Below are 19,259 nucleotides of genomic sequence, written 5' to 3' on the forward strand. Positions count from 1 at the left end.
AAATTGAAAGTGAGAAAAAAAATTATTATGAAGAAAAAAAATTATACACTAGCATCAGCTACGATAGTAGGATTAGCAAATGCAACTTCTGGAGGAGCTGCATTTGCAGATTAGTCAACATCAGCTTCAACAACTTCACCAGTAGCTACACCATCGTCAGAGCCATCATCAGCAGCTGTACAAAAACCAACTGAAAAAGATTTAGTATTAGTTCATACTAATGATGTGCATGGACGTATTGTTGAAGAAACTGGCCGTGATAAGAATACATCTGTTGTTGGGGATGCTAAGTTAGCGACTGTAATTGAAAATGAACGTGCTAAAAAAGATCAAACAACAGTAGTTCTAGATGCAGGGGATGCATTTCAAGGATTACCTATTTCTAACTCAACAAAAGGGGAAGCTCGTGCAGAAATTTTAAATAAAATTAATTATGATGCTATGGCTGTAGGAAATCATGAATTCGATTTCGGTTTAGATGAAGCAAAAAAATATAAACAAATTCTTAAGTTCCCGCTATTAAGCTCGAATACTTATGTGAATGGAGCACGCTTATTTGAAGCTGCTACAATCATTGATAAAGATAAAAATGTTAAAGGTGATGAGGTTGTTGTTATTGGGGTAACAACACCAGAAACTGCGACAAAAACACACCCTAAAAATGTTCAAGGTGTAACATTTAAAGATCCTATTCCAGAAGTACTAAATGTAGTTAAAGAAATTCAAGCAAAAGCAAAAGCTACTGGTGATGATTATAAAACTTATGTTGTTCTAGCTCACCTAGGTGTAGATACTACAACTCCAGATGCATGGAGAGGTTCTACTCTTGCTGACGAATTATCTAAAAGTCCTCTTTTAAAAGGAAAACGTGTAGTAGTAATTGATGGTCACTCTCATACTGTTGAATCAAAAACATATGGTGATAACGTTACTTATAACCAAACAGGAAGTTACTTAAACAATATTGGTAAAGTTACATTAAAACCAAATAGTTTATTAGGAACTCCAAGTTTAATTAAAGCTTCAGAAACTACTAATGTTAAGCCTAATGCTGAAGTTAAAAAATTAGTTGATGAAATTAAAGCGAAATATGATGCAGAAAATGCTGTTGTTGTTAAAAATAGTCCTGTAGAGTTAAGTGGTACTCGTGAAAATGTTCGTGTACGTGAAACAAACTTAGGAAACGTAGTAGCAGATTCACTTTACGAATATGGACAAACTGGATTCCAGAATAAAACAGACATCGCAGTAACAAATGGTGGTGGTTTAAGAGAAACTATCGCAAAAGACAAACCTATCACAAAAGGTAGTGTAATAGCAGTTCTTCCGTTCGGTAACACTATTTCTCAAGTTAAAGTGTCTGGTAAAAATGTGTTAGAAATGTTTGAAAAATCATTAGGTTCTATTTTGCAAGTAGATAAAGCTGGGAAGACTGTACTTGATGAAAATGGTCAGCCGTTATTAGAACCAAGTGGTGGGTTCCTACACGTATCAGGTGCTAAAGTCTACTATGATACAAATTTACCAGTAGGAAAACGTGTATTACGTGTAGAAGTTAAGAACCATGATACAGGTGCATATGATAAATTAGATTTAAATAAAACATATTACTTAACTACAAATGACTTCTTAGCAGCAGGAGGAGATGGATACACAATGCTTGGTGGAGAGCGTCAAGAAGGACCATCTATGGATGAAGCATTTAAAAATTATTTAGAAAAAGCTGATTTAACTAAATACGCAGTAGTAAATCCAAATTCACGTACAATTTCTGTAGATTCTAAAACATATAAATTTGAAGTTGAGAAACCTGAAACGCCAAGAAATGAAGTGCCAAAAGGTGAAACTGCTCAAGATGCTCCAGTCTTAGCTAAAGATGAATTAGTAGTAACACGTCATATTGATGCAGCAGGAAATGAACTTGTGCCAGTAGAATTAGGAGATAAAGAACCGAAAGTTCTTAAAGGATATAACGCAGTTGCAACATCTAAAAAAGATGGAATTGTTACACATGTTTACACATCACAAACTCCAAATGGTAATAGAGAAGTTGAAAATCCAATTATTATTTCTAAAAGTTCAGAAGTAGAAGGAAGAAATTATACACAAAAAGCAACTTCAGTTACAGAAAAACAAAATAACAGTGTAATTGCTAATAATAAGTTGCCAAATACAGGATTGAACTCAGTAACAACGGCTTCATTAGGAGTAATTGGATTATTAGCATCACTAATTCTAAGAAAAAGAAAAAATAATTAATAAATAACAACGAAGATACTAGTCTTATTTGTAATAGAATAAGACTAGTATTTTTCAAAAAAATAACATCTCCTAAATATTATACAAATTTTAAAAATAATATATTGAAAATCTATATCAGAAAAAAATATGAGATAATAATATTTTTCAAGAGTTTTTCGTATTGATAATAAATACTATTAGATGGAAAAATTTTTTTAAATATGTTAAAATAAAGTATTGAGAAATCAACGAGTAAATTTCTAATGAAAGAGATTAAAGGAGATTATATGATTAATAAATTAGGATGGAAAATTGGTGGAGAACAAGGTGAAGGTTTAGAAAGTACAGCCGAGATATTCTCTACAGTAATAAATACACTAGGCTATCACATGTATTCTACAAGAGACTTCGCAAGTAGAATTAAAGGTGGGCACAGTAATAGTAAAATTTGTATATCGGAAGAGAAAATAAATGTTATTGATTACAAGACTGATATTCTTATAGCCTTTGACCAAGCTACATTAGATAGCTATATCCCAGAATTAGATGAAAATAGTATTATTATTGCGGATGCTAAAATTAAACCTGAAATTTCGGAAGAAATTAAAGGCTTAGTAGCGGTATTCCCAATTACAGATTTAGCAAAAGAGATTGCAAATCCAATCATTAAAAACATTATTACGCTTGGAATTTGTTCAGCATTATTAGATATTGATTCAAAAATATTCTATGATATGATTGAATCTAAATTCTCTAGTAAAGGTGAAGAAATTGTTAATACTAATATTCAAGCTTTTGATAAAGGTCGTGAAATCATGAGTGAATTCATGGCTGAGAATAATATAAATGATAAATATTATCTTAAAAAATTAAATCCAACCCATAAGAACATGTGGTTAATCGGTAACCATGCAGCAGGGCTTGGGGCGTTAGTTGCGGGATGTAGACTTTATGCAGGGTATCCTATTACACCGGCTACAGAGATAATGGAATATTTATTTGATAAACTTCCAACGGTTAATGGTGCTTATATTCAGACTGAAGATGAGATTGCAGCATTAGGTGTAGCTATTGGTGCTAACTTTGCTGGGGTACGTGCTATGACTGCAACTTCTGGACCTGGTATTTCGCTTATGACTGAATTTTTAGGAATGGCTGCGATGGCAGAACAACCAGTTGTTATTGTAGATGTTCAAAGGGGTGGACCTTCATCAGGTCTTCCAACTAAGACAGAGCAATCTGATATTTTCCACGCTGTCTATGGTGGAACAGGGGATGCATCTCGTATTGTATTGGCTCCTACATCTGTGGAGGACTGTTTCTACACTATGATTGACGCGTTTAATATGGCAGAAAAATATCAAACTCCAGTTATTGTTTTAATGGATTTACAATTAGGAATGAACAAAGAAACAGTTCCTAGCTTTGATTTTAGCAGAGCTCAAATTGATCGTGGAAACTTATTGAAACAAGAAGAAATTACTGAAGAGGATATTATCTATTTCAAACGTTATACTACTGATGTATTAGTTTCTAATAGAACAATTCCTGGTCAAAAAGGTGGAATTCATAATGCAAATAGTTATGAACACTCAGTTGTAGGATTACCTTCAGAAGTTAAACGTAACACGGTACGTCAAAAAGAAAAACGTGCTAACAAGATTGAATCAGCATTAGTTGAAAGACCATTTGTATTAAATGAGTATAATGATGAAAAAGATATTCTTTTAGTGGGTGTTAACTCAACTTATGGAGTATTAAATAAAGCAGCTAAGCAACTGAAAGAACAAGGTATGAAGATTGATACTATGCAAATTCGTCAAATTTATCCAGTTGCTCAGTCTATTCGTGATACTTTTGATAAGTATAGAAAAGTATATATTGTTGAACACAATCATAATAAGCAATTACGTACAGTGATTGCAAGTAAATATCATAATTCAGAAAAAATTGGAAGTTTACTAAAATATGATGGAGATATTTATTATACTCACCAACTTGTTGAACAATTACTAGAGGAGGAGAAATAATTTGAAAGTAACATTAAAAGATTATAAAAATGATGTTAAGCCCGATTGGTGTGCCGGTTGTGGAGACTTCTCGGTACTTGCGGGTATAAATAGAGCTGTTGTAAATCTAGGGATTAAACCTGAGAATGTTGTAATCTCTGCGGGGATTGGATGTTCTGGAAAGATTAGTGGATATACAAAAGCATATGGAGTTCAAGGATTACACGGACGTTCACTTCCGGTAGCTCAAGGGATAAAATTAGCTAACCAAGATTTAACAGTTTTCGCTATGGGTGGAGATGGAGATGGATATGCCATTGGTATAGGTCACGCTGTTCACGCTATGAAACGTAATGTAAATATGACTTATGTAGTAATGGATAACCAACTTTACGCTTTAACTAAAGGTCAAATGTCGCCTAAGTCTGATGAAGGTTTGATAACAACTACAACATTAGAGGGTGTAATGGAAAAACCATTATCAGCGATGAAAATTGCTTTATCTTGTGAAGTTACCTTCCTAGCTCAAGCCTTCACTGGCGATATGAAAGAAATGATGCAAATTTTTGAGGAAGCTATCAATCATGATGGATTCTCATTAGTCAATGTATTTAGCCCATGTAAAACATATAACTACAAAAATACACCGGCTTGGTATAAAGAGAATTTAACAAAACTTTCTGATATAGAAGGTTATGACAATACTAATAAATTAGAGGCTTACAGAGTATTAGAAGAGCACAATGACCTTGTAACAGGTGTAATTTATAAAAACGAGAAGAAACCTCATTACGAAGATACTTTGCGTAACTATAAACGTGATGAACCAGTTGCTCACCAAAACTTAGAATTTAGTGAAGAAATGTTTAACGCGTTATGTGATGAGTTCAGATAAGAGGTAAAATATGAAATTCAGAAAAATACTAGTTCCATTAGCAGCAGCTTATGCTGGATATCGTATTTATCAAAAAACAGAAGAACAAGAATTAGATAATGATCACATAGATAGATGTAGAAATAAATTAATAGCGCTAGGATATGATGTTATTGATAGTTATACGCTTAACTTAAAAGAAAATTCATATTTAATGTTCTATTTTGATAATGATAATATTAAGTACGAAGTTCGTTATAATAAAGAAAGTGAAACAATAGAGTACATAAAAGAGGTATAAGAAAATGAGTAAATCAATAGAAAGATTCAAAGAATTAACAATGTTAGATGGTACATCAGGATTTGAAAGTGAGATTTCAAGATATTTAGAAGAAAATTTATCTAAGTACGCTGATGAGATTAAATTCGATAATCTTGGTGGAATCTATGCTATTAAAAAGTCTAAAAAAGAGAATGCTAAAACTGTTATGATAGCAGCTCACATGGATGAAGTAGGATTTATCGTAACTAAAGTATTACCAAATGGTATGCTTAAGTTCGAAACACTTGGTGGATTCAGGGAAGATGTTCTTTTAGCTCAAACATACACAGTAACTTCATATGAAGGGAAAAAATTCACTGGTGTTATAGGATCTATTCCAAAACACTTCACTGCGGGTGTAGCACAGAATGTAAAAATTAGCGATATGACTATCGATGTAGGTGCATCTTCAAGAGAAGAAGCTTTAGAAATGGGAATCCGTGAAGGTGCATTCGTTACTCCAAAAACAACTTTTGAACAACTTACTGAGAATAGATTTATGAGCAAGGCTATAGATAACCGTTATGGTTGTGTAATTATTACAGAAATCTTGGAGCAATTTGCTGATAAGGAATTAGATTTTAATTTAGTAGCTTGTGCAACTGTTCAAGAAGAGGTAGGTCTACGTGGTGCAACAGTTGCTGCTAATATGATTAAACCTGATGTATGTTTCGTTGTAGACTGTAGTCCAGCTAATGATATGGATGGTAAAGAAACAAGCAATGGACGTTTAGGAGAAGGATTCTTAGTTAGATTAGTTGATAGAACAATGGTTCTTCGTGCGAATATGAGAGAAAAAATCGTAGCACTTGCGGAAGAAAATGGAATTAAATACCAATATTTCACTTCACCAGGTGGAACAGATGCAGGTAATATTCACCAAGCATTAAATGGTATTCCAACTACTGTAATCGGTATTTGTGCACGCTACATTCACACGCATAACGCAGTATTTGATATCCGTGATTACTATGCTGCTAAAGCAATTTTAGGGAAATTAATTGAAACTATCGATGATAAATTCATTGAGGATGTAAGAAAATAAGATAATACTGTGGATAGGAAGTTTTTCCATCCACAGTATTATCTTTTTCGTTTACTTCGTCTATATTGGTGAGGGTTTTCCTCGAAATAGTTATTGTTATTTCCATATACAGGATCTAAAGGATGAGAATCATCAATATACTGAGCTTCATTATATTCTTCTTCGTAGTTTTCGTAATATTCATCTTCCATATATTCTTCATGGATAGTGGAGTTTATTTTAACAATAATTCCGAAGAGAATACTATTAGCTATTAATGAACTACCACCATAACTTATGAATGGCATACTAATACCTATTACTGGAATTATACTTAGTGTAGAAAAAATATTAGTAAAAAATGAGAAGCAGAAGCTACAAATAGTTAGAAGAATAAAATAATAACTATAGTTACCTTGTTCACATTTTTTCATTATGTTGAATAACCTTAGGATAAATATAAAGAAAATAAATAAAAATATTGATGCTCCTATGAATCCAAAGTTTTTAGCAACTATAGAAAAGATGAAATCATTAAATTGCTCATCGATATAGTTTTTATTTTTCGCAAACGTACCAGTTAATCCACCTAATTTCACTTCTTTAAGTATTTGAGTAATTTGATAAGAATAATCTAGCTTATATGCTTCAGGGTTTAACCACGAAAGGATACGGTTAAGCTGATAAGATTTCAGACCAACAAAATTAAGTAATCTAGGAAAGTATAGTGCAGCTAGGATAATTATTGCTAATACTACTATAACAACAGAATAGATTCTAAATAATGTTTTTCCCTTGTTACTGACTAAAAAGACTAAACCTAAAAATAAAAAGATAAAAAACAATCCATTTCCTAAATCGTTTTCTTTTAGAACTAATATAAAAGGTATAGCTATAATTAATGCTAGTTTTAAAAGTTTTATAGTGTCAGTATTCCCCTTAAAACTCTTTTCTTTTATTAACATACTTACCATTGCTACAGTAGCTATTTTACCAAACTCTGATGGTTGCAAGGTGAATAATCCCAAGTTGTACCAACTGCGAGCACCATTTACTATCGGAGCAAAGTTAGAAGGAACTAGGAATATTCCTGCCAATAGAATTAAGGTGAATAAATAGAAAAAAATAGATAATTTTTCTATGTAGTCAATTGGTATTTTTTGTAATAAGTATATTATTCCTAATCCAATTGCATAAAAAATAAATTGTTTAAGAAATAACGTAGGTATTTTATTGTTGTTATATTCAGCTAATATTATAAATAATAAACTAGAAAAGCTAAATATAAAGTAAAAAATTAATATCGATAAATTTGTTTTATTTTTTATGAAATTTAACATAAGTCAACTCCTTTGATGTAATTATACAATTTAACTAGTTATTCTTAAAAAATAAATATTTTATATGTATAATTACTGTCTATCAAAAATATTGCATTCTAAATTTATTTATGTTAGAATAAAAATATAAAAGAGAGAGCCGTTGCAAAGACGGTGACTCTGATTAAAATGTTATTAAAAAATAACCATCTTAACCCGTTCAAAAGTTTTAAAGATGGTTATTTTTTATTGTCATTTTTAAAAGCTGAGATACATACACCAACTATTGTAACAATCAATAGATTGATTCCAATAATCGTTTGTATGATTTCGTAAGCTGACAACTTGCTACTCCTTTCTTCAAGATTTTGACACTTATGAGCATAAGCATCATCTCCTTTCATATTGAAGTAGCCACCATCCTTATTTAGAAGATATTACACTCCCTAACTTCTCTCTCCAACTCGATTATATCAAATAAAAATCTAATAATCAATTATCAAAGGAGTGATTCTAAAAAATAGTATGAACACTATAAATTATTCTGTTATCTATTTTTAGTTTTTTTATTTTTTACAATATAATAGATTGAACGAGATTATTAATTGAAAAAGTGATATAATGGATTTTAGATATAGAGGAATATTTGTGATGAAAAAAGAAGACTTTTATAAATTGGGAGTGACTCAAAAACGTGATTTCGTAGAAATCGATTTTGTCGAGTCACTCCCGTACAGTTTATTAGATATTCAAAAAACTTTTATAAAGCGAATCTAGATATTAATAAACCACTGCGTCTATGAGTTCTCATATACACTTTGTTAAATTTTATAACTTTTGGGGTAGCCCCTTTTATTTTATTATCTAGGAAGCTCAAATCCAGGTGAAGAGATTAGTTCTTCAAACATTTCTTTGGCTTTTCGTGCTATCAATGGAGTGTCTTTTTTGAATTCGCAAACTAATTTTCCATTCTGTATTCGATCAACAACATAGGGTTCAAAAATATCGGATAAATAAATAAATTTCTCAAAATCATTCATTTTATTATAGTCATCATTAAACATATTCTTCAGCCTCTTTCAAAATAATCTTTCATTTATATTATAATCATTTTATACTATGTTTACAACAGGAATTAGTTTTTTGTTGTATTAATCTTTTTGTAATTTGAAAAATGTTATTTTAAATTATGTATATTTTGTGAGAAAATGTTGTAATTAATGGGATTATATAGAGTATTATAAGGAGAAATATTTATGGTTGATGATAAATTACTATATGAGTTTGATGAATATGCAACAGATAGTAGATATACAGCATCTGAAAATCTTTATCCAAATCTTGACATGGGAAAATTAAGTGAATATATAAAAAATAACAATTTAAGATGGAAAGACTTGACAGAAGAAAAAATAATAGAAATATTAAATATAAGAGGTGAAAATAATAATGTGTAATAAGAAATTATCTGAAAATGATTTTAAAAGGTTCAGTTATTTAAGGCATATACCTAACTGTCATAAAACTGATGAGGAATTTGAAGAGTATTGCCAATTTGCTAAAAGGTTAGGACTTCCAAACCCTGATAGAAATTCAAAAATCAGACCATTATATGAAAAATAAAAGTATTTAGTATAGTTTATAAGTACTTTTATTATAACGAACCGAGATTAACTTATAGAACTACTGGTACTAGATTTGTTGTCGAGTTTCTATTGATTTTTTTGAAAAATGTATAATATGTTTATGGTTATAAATATATAAAAAATAACAATGTTGAAATATTAACACTTTAGAAGTTAAGGAATACTATTTTAAAAAACTCGTGTTTTATGCTAAAATTATATATGTTATAGATACATGGAAGAAATAAAGAGAAAGGAACTTTTGAGATGAAATATACTCCAATGATAGAACAATATCTGAAGATAAAAAAAGATTATCAAGATGCATTTGTATTTTACCGTCTTGGTGATTTTTATGAGATGTTCTTTGAAGATGCGACTAGAGCGTCAAAAATATTAGAAATAACTTTAACTGCTCGCGATGGAGGAGCTGAAAAAATTCCTATGTGTGGAGTTCCATTTCATTCATCAGCTACTTACATTGATACTTTAGTTAATAACGGGTATAAAGTAGCGATATGTGAACAAGTTTCTGAACCTGGTCAAGGGAAAATCGTAGAGCGTAAGGTGGTTCAGGTAATCACACCAGGGACGTATATGAACTACAAAAACTACGATGAGAATAACTACCTAGGTAGTGCATATGTTGAAGATAATAATATCTACTTCGCGTTTTGTGATATTATGACAGGTGATAGTCGTTGTACTGTACTTAAAAATATGACTGACCTTCAGGATGAAGTACTGAAGAATAATATTAAAGAGGTAATAAGCATAAAAGATCAAGAGTTGGATATTAGTGCTTATATTACTGAAGTTGAGTTAACTAATGACATTACTAAGGAAAAAACGAGTAATATTACTGATAGTAATCTACGTGTAGCATGTGATGTTCTTTTAGACTATATTGAAAAAACTCAAAATAAAGATATTTCAAGCCTTAAAGATTTTGAAGTATATTTCAAAGATAAGTTTGTTTATATGACGAACTACTCATTAAAAAACTTAGAAGTTACTCAAAATATGGCTAATGGTGGGAAAAAAGGTTCTCTTCTAAGCATTGTGGATAAAACATCAACCGCTGCGGGTTCAAGAAAACTAAAAAAATGGTTAGAAAATCCATTGTTAGATCTTAAAGAAATTAAAAAACGTCAGGAAATCGTAGAGGATTTTACTAAGCATTATTTTGAAAAAGCGGATGTGAAAACTAGTTTGAAAGAAGTATATGATCTTGAGAGAATTTCTACAAAAGTTTCTTATAATATTGTAAGTCCTAAGGAATTATTAAATCTAAAGAAAACATTGGCTCAAATACCAGAAATCAAGAAATTATTATTAGGATTCGAATCTAATAAGCTAAAAGATATCGCAGAGAATATCGATGAGTTAACAGATTTATACGATTATCTTGAAGCGACAATTCATGAAGAAGCTGGTCAAACAGTTAAAGATGGAAATGTAATTAAATTAGGATTCAATGAAGAGTTAGATAGTTATAAGAATGCTAGTAAAAACGGAAATAGAATATTATTAGAAATCGAAGAACGTGAAAAAGAGAAAACAGGGGTTAAAAATCTAAAAGTTGGATATAATAAGATTTTCGGTTACTTTATCGAAATATCTAAAGTAGGACTTAAGACTATAGATCCAATAGAACTAGGTTATCATAGGAAACAAACACTTTCTAACTGTGAGAGATTCGTGTCTGAAGAACTAAAAAAAGTTGAAGAACATATCGTAAATTCTAAAACGAAAATAGAAGAGTTAGAATTACAATTATTTCAAGAAGTTAAGACGAAGATTCATAATTATATCGTAAGATTACAAAGAGTGGCGAATACTCTAAGTGATATTGATGTGTTCGTTTCATTGTCTGATGTGGCAGAAGAATACGGTTATGTAAAACCTAAATTCAATGATAATAATATTATTGATATTGTTGATGGTCGACACCCGATTGTTGAGAGAAATGTGAGTGCTGATAGCTATATTAGTAATGATTGTAAAGTAGATAAAGACAATAATATCCTGCTTATTACAGGGCCGAATATGTCTGGTAAATCTACTTATATGAGGCAACTTGCTCTTATAGTGATTCTTGCACAGATTGGGTCATTTGTTCCAGCGGCCTCTGCGGATTTACCAATTTTTGATAAGATATTTACTAGAATTGGTGCGAGTGACGATTTAGCCGGAGGTAAATCAACGTTTATGGTTGAGATGATAGAGGCGAAGAATGCCCTAGTAGAATCCACTGCAAATTCATTATTAATTTTTGATGAGATTGGTCGTGGAACATCGACTTATGATGGTATTGCCTTAGCTCAATCAATACTAGAATACATTAATAATACTATCAAATGTAAAACACTATTCTCAACTCACTATCATGAACTTACAAAATTGGAAAATATTACCCAGGGAATAAAGAATATCCATGTTTCTGCAAAAGAAGATCATGGGAAACTAATCTTCTTATATAAAATTAATGAAGGACCTATCGAGAAGAGTTATGGTATTCATGTAGCCAAGCTTGCCCATCTACCAGAAGATGTTATCGTAGGAGCTAATGAAATCTTAAGAGAATTAGAAAGTGGTAATAAAGGTAGTGAGGATCTTGTTGATAATGCTAGATATAATAAAGTATTAAGTGATGCTTCATCACAAGAATCTGAAGAAAAACTAAGCGAAAAAATACGTCAAGAACTAGAAAAAGAATATAGTAGTAAAGTAGTTAAAGAAGAGATTGTAAAAGTAGATGAGGAAGCTTTAAGAGCACAACTTCGTCAAGAATTAGAAAAAGAACTTAAAGAAGAGTTAGAGAAAACTATTAGAAAACAATTAAAAGCTGAAGAAAAATCAGGGAAAAACTATGCAAAATTACAATTGGATTTTGATGGTGATAATGAGAAATTCGATGAAATTAAAAAACAATTAGAAAGTGTAAATTTCTTAGAAACAACACCAATGCAGGCGTTCAATCTTCTATATGAATTACAACGAAAAATAAGTGAGGATGTGAAATAAATTAAATGGGAAAAATAAATATATTATCTGCAGAATTATCAAATAAAATAGCAGCAGGAGAAGTAGTCGAAAGACCTTCTTCTGTTGTAAAAGAACTTGTTGAAAACTCTATTGATGCAGGAAGTACTAATATCAAAGTTATAATTAAAGAATTTGGTATTCAACAAATTAGAATTATTGATAATGGTAGTGGTATTACTAATGATGATTTGGCACGTGCATTTTTACGCCATGCGACTAGTAAAATAAGTGCTGACTATGACTTATTTCATATAGAAACTTTAGGTTTTAGAGGTGAGGCATTAGCGAGTATTTCTTCTGTGAGTAAAGTAACGATAAAGAGTTGTGCAGGAGAAGCACAAGGAAAGATGTTGGTTCTTGAAGGTGGAAAAGTAGTTTCTGAGGAATATTACGCACCTATTAAAGGAACTGATTTAAGTGTAGAAAATTTATTTTACAATACACCGGCAAGGCTGAAATATCTGCGTAATCCACATACAGAACAAGCTAATATTACTAATATTATTCATAAGTTTGCCCTGTCTTATCCTAATGTAGCTTTCGAACTGCATGTAGATGGTAAGATTACCTTTAAAACTTATGGTGATGGTGATGTTCATAAGATTTTATCTAAAATCTATAATATGGGTGTTGCTAGAAATATGATAGAATTTAGTGGTAGTAACGATGATTACAAAGTATTTGGTTATATCTCTGTACCAGAAGAGACAAGAGCTAGTAAGAACTATATAAATATTTTTATCAATGGTCGTTATATTAAAAACTATGGAATTCAAAATGCTATTATCGATGCTTATGGTACATTATTAATGATTAATAGGTATCCATTATGTGTAATTAATATCGAGATGGATCCAATTTTATTAGATGTTAACGTGCATCCAACTAAGCAAGAAGTTAGGTTATCAAAAGAAGCGGAGTTAATCCGTCTAATAAAAGAAGTTATCGCAGAGAGACTAAGTAATTATACATATATTCCACAAGGAATGAATAATGTTCTTACGAAAAAAGAAAAAGCGAAAATCGAAAAAATAAATTTCTTAGATGAACTTGATAATAAGTTTGGAAATGAAGAAGATAAGGGTATTTCCTCAACGGAGCAAAGAGGAGTTGTGGACAAAGTTCAAGGTGAGAATAGTTTCTCTGAAGAGTCAAAGGAAATAGGTATAAAAACAGAAGATGATAGTAGTTTTTCTGGTAATCAAGAAGAATCTGTGAGTCATGTTATCCATGAAGATGAGTTCCTTTTTGGAGGAGATTTGTTAACAAACTCTAATGAAGAAAAAACACCGGTACAAAGTAAAGAAAATACGTTTAATCAAAGAAGCAAAACTCAAAAAATTAAGAGTGACCTACCAGATTTAAGCTACAGTTCACATCCTCGTGACAATAGAAATAAGTATGGTAATAAGCCGACTAAAAAAGAGATAGAGAACTTCATGAACTTCTCAAAAAAAGAAGATAACACGAGTTATGATATTAGTACTGAAGAATTAGTCTCTAATTTAGTAACAGATGATAGTCATTTCAATGAAATTAAAGATGTGAAAATCGTTCAAGATGATGATACAAAAGTTAGAACTTTGCCAGATTTAAAAGTATTGGCTCAAATTTTTAAAACATATATCTTGTCAGAAGCGGATAATAAGCTATTTCTAATTGATCAGCATGCTGCTGCGGAAAGATATAATTATGAGAAACTGCAACGTGAATTTATCGAAAGAAAGAATTATAAAAAACAGATGTTAATACCGCTTATGTTTGATTTTTCAGTAGAAGAAGCGGCTGAGATTCGTAATAATTTAGAAAAATTTGAGGAACTTGGTATTGTATTTGAGGAGTTTGGAGATAATTCTTATGTTGTTCGTGAGTTTCCTGGTTGGATAGAAGAAGATGAAGAACAAATGATAAAAATTATTGTTGAGAAGGTTCTTAGAAATAACAATATAACTTTCAACGAATTAAGAAATGATGCAATTGCTATGGCAAGTTGTAAAATGTCTATAAAAGCAAATCAAGTTCTTACAGATGTCGAGATGAATAAGGTTATTAGTGATCTTTATGAATGTAAGAATCCATTTACGTGTCCACATGGACGTCCGATAATTACAAAAATGGAGAAAAAAGATTTAGAAAAAATGTTTAAGCGTATAGTGTAGGAGGTAAGATGGAAAAAATACCTTTAATAGCGATAGTAGGACCAACCGCAGTCGGTAAAACAGCACTTAGTATTGAACTGGCAAAAGAGTTCAACTGTGAAATAATCTCTATAGATAGTGTTCAAATTTATAAAAAGTTTGATATAGGTTCTGCAAAGGTGAAAAAAGAAGAGATGGATGGGGTAGTTCATCATTTAATAGATGAATTAGAACCTACTGATACTTGTTCTGTCTATGATTTTCAAAAGCTAGCACGTAAGAAAATTGAAGAAATTCATTCTCGAGGGAAGATGCCATTATTAATTGGTGGAACTGGTTTTTATATGAATGCGGTTCTTAATAATTATGAGTTTACTGATTTAGAGGAGAAAACTTATGATATAGATGTAGATATGGCAAGAGAATATCTAAAAGTGAACTATCCAGATACATATAATGCGATTGACATAGAAAATCATCGTCGTGTAATCAATGCATATAATTATGTGGTGAATGAAAAGAAAAGTGTAACGGCCAACAACAATGGTGATACTGTTCTAGATTGTTACAATCCATTTTTAATAGTTCTTAATACCGATAGGGAAGTCCTATATAATCGTATTAATAAGCGTGTTGAATTGATGTTTGAAGAAGGGCTTGAACAGGAAGTTAGAGAAATTATAGATGAGTATGGTACGGAACTGCAAGCTCTAGGAGCAATAGGATATAAGGAGATGATTCCGTATCTTAGTGGTGATGTTTCTAAAGAAGATACTATTGCAGTTATTTCTCAAAACTCACGTCGCTATGCAAAACGTCAGTTAACATGGTTTAGAAATAAAATGGATGGAACTTGGTATGATACTGCCAAAAAGGAACTTTTGGCAGATGTTATAAGAGATATCAAGGGGAAATTTAGGGAGTGACTCAAAAATCGTGATTTTTAGAAACAAGATTTTGTCGAGTCTCCCCGTACAGTTTATTAGATGTCTAAAAAGCTTTCATAAAGCGAATTTAGACATGAATAAACCACTGCGTCTATGAGTTTTCTTGTAATTTTTTTAAAAAATCTAGAACGTTTATAGCAACCTCTTTTTAAAATTTATAACAAATAAATTTATTATATAATAGATTGAACTCTAGTTGTAAGAAGATATATTATGAAATTTTAAAATATTTCAAAAGTATTTCTGATTTAACTAGAGTTTTTCTTTATTATATGCTAAACTAGTAATACTAAAGATTCTCAGGAAGTAGGAGGAGAAGATGAATTCATTTAAATATCTTAAGCCGAAGTTATTTAGTGTAATGAAAAATTATACAAAGGAACAATGCTTAAAAGATATAATTGCTGGTTTGATAGTAGCTGTTATAGCATTACCTTTATCGATTGCTTTGGCGATTGCATCTGGAGTTAACCCGGAACAAGGTCTTTATACTGCGATTATAGCAGGTTTTTTTATTTCATTTTTAGGTGGGAGTAGGATTCAGATTGGTGGACCTACTGCAGCATTTGTCGTTATTATTTATGGAATTATAGCTGAACACGGGATTGCAGGATTAACTGTTGCAACACTGATGGCAGGAGTTATGTTAATCTTGATGGGATTATTTCACTTTGGTGACTTGATTAAATTTATTCCGAAAACAATTACTATAGGTTTTACACTAGGGATTGCAATGGGAATAGTTGTAGGTCAAATTAAAGATTTCCTAGGATTAAGCATGGGAGCAGTTCCTGCAGAGTTTGTTGGAAAGATAGTTGCGTATAGTCATAATATAAAAAGTATAAGTTTTATAACTTTAGCAGTAGGTGTTCTTGCGATATTAATTCAAGTATTTTGGCCAAAAGTCTCTAAGAAAATACCGGGTTCTTTAATCGCAATACTAGTAACAACATTTTTAGTAGCTATTTTCAAATTGCCGGTAAAAACTATTGGTGATCTATATACGATTAAAGCAGGACTTCCTAGTTTTACAGTGCCTACAATTTCGTTCTCTTTAGTTAGAGAGATGATGTTACCTGCATTTACGATAGCAATATTAGCTGCTATAGAATCATTATTGTCGGCTGTAGTGTCTGATGGGATGACAGGTAGTAAGCATAAATCTAATGCAGAATTAGTAGCTCAAGGTGTTGGGAACTTTATGTCAGCACTTTTTGGTGGTATTCCTGCGACAGGTGCAATTGCGAGAACGGCAGCTAACGTAAAAAATGGAGGTAGAACTCCAGTAGCTGGAATGGTACATGCATTTACTCTATTATTAATACTGTTATTTTTAATGCCATATGCATCATATATACCGATGAGTTGTTTGGCTGCTATATTGATAATTGTAGGTTATAATATGAGTGGATGGCGTACTTGTGTACGTATGGTGAAGACTGCACCTAAGAGTGATACTGTAGTGTTGATTATTACTTTTTTATTAACGCTATTCTTCGATTTAGTGATTGCGATAGAATTCGGAATGGTACTAGCGGCTTTCTTATTCTTAAAACGTATGTCTGATATTGCAGAAGTTAGACAATGGACGTATAAAGGTTCATCTGATGATGATAAACTGTCAGAAGAAGTTGACTTAAAATATGTTCCTAAAAATACAATTGTCTATGAAATATTTGGAGCGTTATTCTTCGGAGCAGCAAATGTATTTACTAATTTTGAACATGGTGAAGGAAAAAATGTTTTGATTATACGAATGCGTAATGTTCCTGTTATGGATATTTCAGGATTAGAAGTACTTGAAGAAATATTAGAAACATGTAAAAAACGTGGGCTAACACTAATATTATCGCATGTAAATGAGCAGCCTTATCATGTTATGGAAAAAGCTGGGTTTATAGAGAAAATTGGTAAAGAAAATCTATGTGAAAATATCGATGCATCTTTAGAAAGAGCAGAGAAGTTAGGGAAGATACAGGGAGTATAGAATTAAAAGAATTTCACTGTGTGAATTTAGTATGAGAATATTTTTTTCAAGAATATAATAATTAAAATAGGTTAAACCTAGAATGATATTTTAAGTAAATTTTAATTATAATTTTAATTTCATATAAGGTTTACAATGTAAAATATAACCATACGAAACTTAATAATATTTTTTTAAAAATATATGGGACTGATAATTTTATCAGTCCCTTTCTCTATTTTTAGGGCGGCTTAGTTTTGAACAGGTACAGTATATGTCGAAGATTAATTTATAACAATAGTAAATAAAGGAGTGTTGATAGGTTTCTTTGGTGAAATACTAAATAAAGTGATAAATTCAATTATTATTGTAATTATATTATTACCACACTTATTGGAGCGTATTCATGTTATTCGTTGGTATAATAAGGTGAAACAAAAAATAGAGAACAAATAGTAGTGTATATTTTTATATGTAAACTGTTATAATATTTTAAAGGGGTGAATCGATAAAATTGATTTTTTTAAAATCACGATTTTGTTGAGTCACTTATTTTATTGAAATAAATATGTTTATACCATGGTTGTCATATAATAAATAAAGTGTTAAATTTATAGTTTATATTATTATAGATTTAGTAATTTTTTTAGTAAAAGAAATTTTTTAAGATAGTAAAATTTTATTTCATTTTTTTCGATATATTTATCACAATATATATATATATATATATGGCAATGCGAAAGATGATATGATATAATATTATAATACAAATACGAATTAAATATTATTTTCATCTAGAGAATAATAGATTAATTAAAGTATATTTAAAGTATAAATAGTATAATGTATAATTGGAAACATGGGTAAATAGGGTGAACTGTTTATAAATGGCTATTTATCATGTATAACTATAGTTATATAATTGTTTTTATTTATCTTTAAGCAATAAAAAGGAAGGAGAAACGTAAGTGATAGGAAAAAATAATAAGTATCTGAGGGATACGAAAAGTGGAGTAAAAGTAGAAACTTACTCTATTAAAAAGTTTAAAGTTGGTGCAGCTTCAGTTGTTATAGGAGCTAGTATCTTCTTTGGTGCAGCTGGTATAGCTAATGCGGGAGAAGTACCAGGTGAGAAAATAGAAAAAGATACTAGTGTTGAGAAAGTAACTAGTTCAACTGATGAAAAAACAGATGTTCTAAATAACAATATCTTAGCAGAAAAAGAAGTTGCAAAGCCAACTAAAAAGGAGGAAGTGTCAGCTGATGCTACTCCAACAGTAAAAAATGATGCTAATGCCGACAAAAAAGTAGAGAAAAAGGCATTAGATAAAAATAAATTACAAACTAATATTGAAAAAGTAGAGGAACTGCTAGAAAAAATCAATAAAGATAAAGCACCAGCTTCTACTCTAGCAGCTATTAAAATAGATTTAGAAAATGCTAAAAATATACTTAATAGTAATAATGCTGAGTTAACACAAGCCGAAATTGATGTATTAGTTAAAAAACTTAATGAGAAAATCTCTGTATTATCTTCAATGCCGAAGGCTAATGCTCCTGAAAAAGTAGTAAAAGAAGGAAAAAATACAATCGCTAACACTGGATCTCGTGATTCACGTAATGGGAATAAGATTGAAGAAGGAACAAATGTAAGAGCGGCTTCAATTTCTCCAACATGGGATTCAAGTGACAACTTATTAATTTATCAACGTCACCGTGCGAGTGATGGAAGCAGAGTCGTTAGAA

The 19,259-nt window shown here is 30.8% G+C and carries 14 protein-coding genes and 1 pseudogene; 12 read left to right on the top strand and 3 right to left on the bottom strand.

Going from position 1 to position 19,259, the window contains the following annotated elements; all coding sequences use genetic code 11:
• Positions 1–147: 147 nt before the first annotated feature.
• From nt5e to RWL85_RS04310, 5 genes and pseudogenes are all read left to right on the top strand, one after another.
• Positions 148–2,259 (top strand): annotated as a pseudogene (gene nt5e / locus RWL85_RS04290) (cell surface ecto-5'-nucleotidase Nt5e); the annotation flags it as partial.
• 269 nt (positions 2,260–2,528) lie between these two features.
• Complete coding sequence (locus tag RWL85_RS04295; RefSeq protein ID WP_314085349.1) at positions 2,529–4,271, top strand: 2-oxoacid:acceptor oxidoreductase subunit alpha; 1,743 nt, start codon at positions 2,529–2,531, stop codon at positions 4,269–4,271.
• Position 4,272: 1 nt separating this feature from the next.
• Positions 4,273–5,145 (top strand): 2-oxoacid:ferredoxin oxidoreductase subunit beta, encoded by an 873-nt coding sequence (locus tag RWL85_RS04300; RefSeq protein WP_314085351.1) that lies wholly within the window; start codon positions 4,273–4,275, stop codon positions 5,143–5,145.
• Between the two features lie 10 nt (positions 5,146–5,155).
• Complete coding sequence (locus RWL85_RS04305; RefSeq protein ID WP_314085353.1) at positions 5,156–5,425, top strand: hypothetical protein; 270 nt, start codon at positions 5,156–5,158, stop codon at positions 5,423–5,425.
• A gap of 4 nt (positions 5,426–5,429) precedes the next feature.
• A complete protein-coding gene (locus RWL85_RS04310; protein ID WP_314085355.1) occupies positions 5,430–6,491 on the top strand; it encodes a M42 family metallopeptidase in 1,062 nt (353 codons plus the stop codon).
• A 38-nt stretch (positions 6,492–6,529) separates the two neighbouring features.
• On the opposite strand, the gene RWL85_RS04315 is transcribed toward RWL85_RS04310, so the two are convergent.
• The 3 genes from RWL85_RS04315 to RWL85_RS04325 form a co-directional block, all read right to left on the bottom strand.
• Positions 6,530–7,810: an FtsW/RodA/SpoVE family cell cycle protein gene (locus RWL85_RS04315; protein ID WP_314085357.1), complete on the bottom strand. Its 1,281-nt coding sequence runs from the start codon at positions 7,808–7,810 to the stop codon at positions 6,530–6,532.
• Positions 7,811–8,028: 218 nt separating this feature from the next.
• On the bottom strand, positions 8,029–8,193 hold the full coding sequence (locus RWL85_RS08565) for a putative holin-like toxin (protein ID WP_399533571.1): 165 nt from the start codon (positions 8,191–8,193) through the stop codon (positions 8,029–8,031).
• 456 nt (positions 8,194–8,649) lie between these two features.
• On the bottom strand, positions 8,650–8,853 hold the full coding sequence (locus RWL85_RS04325) for a hypothetical protein (protein WP_314085361.1): 204 nt from the start codon (positions 8,851–8,853) through the stop codon (positions 8,650–8,652).
• Between the two features lie 192 nt (positions 8,854–9,045).
• Between RWL85_RS04325 and RWL85_RS04330 the strand changes: the two genes are divergently transcribed.
• From RWL85_RS04330 to RWL85_RS04360, 7 genes are all read left to right on the top strand, one after another.
• Positions 9,046–9,246 (top strand): hypothetical protein, encoded by a 201-nt coding sequence (locus tag RWL85_RS04330; protein WP_314085363.1) that lies wholly within the window; start codon positions 9,046–9,048, stop codon positions 9,244–9,246.
• On the top strand, positions 9,239–9,412 hold the full coding sequence (locus tag RWL85_RS04335) for a hypothetical protein (protein WP_314085365.1): 174 nt from the start codon (positions 9,239–9,241) through the stop codon (positions 9,410–9,412). Before RWL85_RS04330 ends, RWL85_RS04335 begins: the two co-directional genes overlap by 8 nt.
• 269 nt (positions 9,413–9,681) lie before the next feature.
• A complete protein-coding gene (gene mutS, locus RWL85_RS04340) occupies positions 9,682–12,441 on the top strand; it encodes a DNA mismatch repair protein MutS (protein WP_399533574.1) in 2,760 nt (919 codons plus the stop codon).
• A gap of 5 nt (positions 12,442–12,446) precedes the next feature.
• Positions 12,447–14,621, top strand: coding sequence for a DNA mismatch repair endonuclease MutL (mutL, locus tag RWL85_RS04345; protein ID WP_314085368.1), 2,175 nt, complete (start codon positions 12,447–12,449; stop codon positions 14,619–14,621).
• Positions 14,622–14,629: 8 nt separating this feature from the next.
• Positions 14,630–15,526 (top strand): tRNA (adenosine(37)-N6)-dimethylallyltransferase MiaA, encoded by an 897-nt coding sequence (gene miaA, locus RWL85_RS04350; RefSeq protein ID WP_314085370.1) that lies wholly within the window; start codon positions 14,630–14,632, stop codon positions 15,524–15,526.
• Between the two features lie 340 nt (positions 15,527–15,866).
• Positions 15,867–17,534 carry a SulP family inorganic anion transporter gene (locus RWL85_RS04355; protein ID WP_314085371.1) on the top strand — a complete coding sequence of 556 codons (1,668 nt, stop codon included), beginning with the start codon at positions 15,867–15,869 and terminating at the stop codon, positions 17,532–17,534.
• 947 nt (positions 17,535–18,481) lie between these two features.
• On the top strand, positions 18,482–19,259 hold a 778-nt coding region (locus tag RWL85_RS04360; RefSeq protein ID WP_314085373.1), incomplete at its 3' end, for a YSIRK-type signal peptide-containing protein.

The organism is uncultured Gemella sp., assembly GCF_963515875.1.
Lineage (GTDB): Bacteria > Bacillota > Bacilli > Staphylococcales > Gemellaceae > Gemella.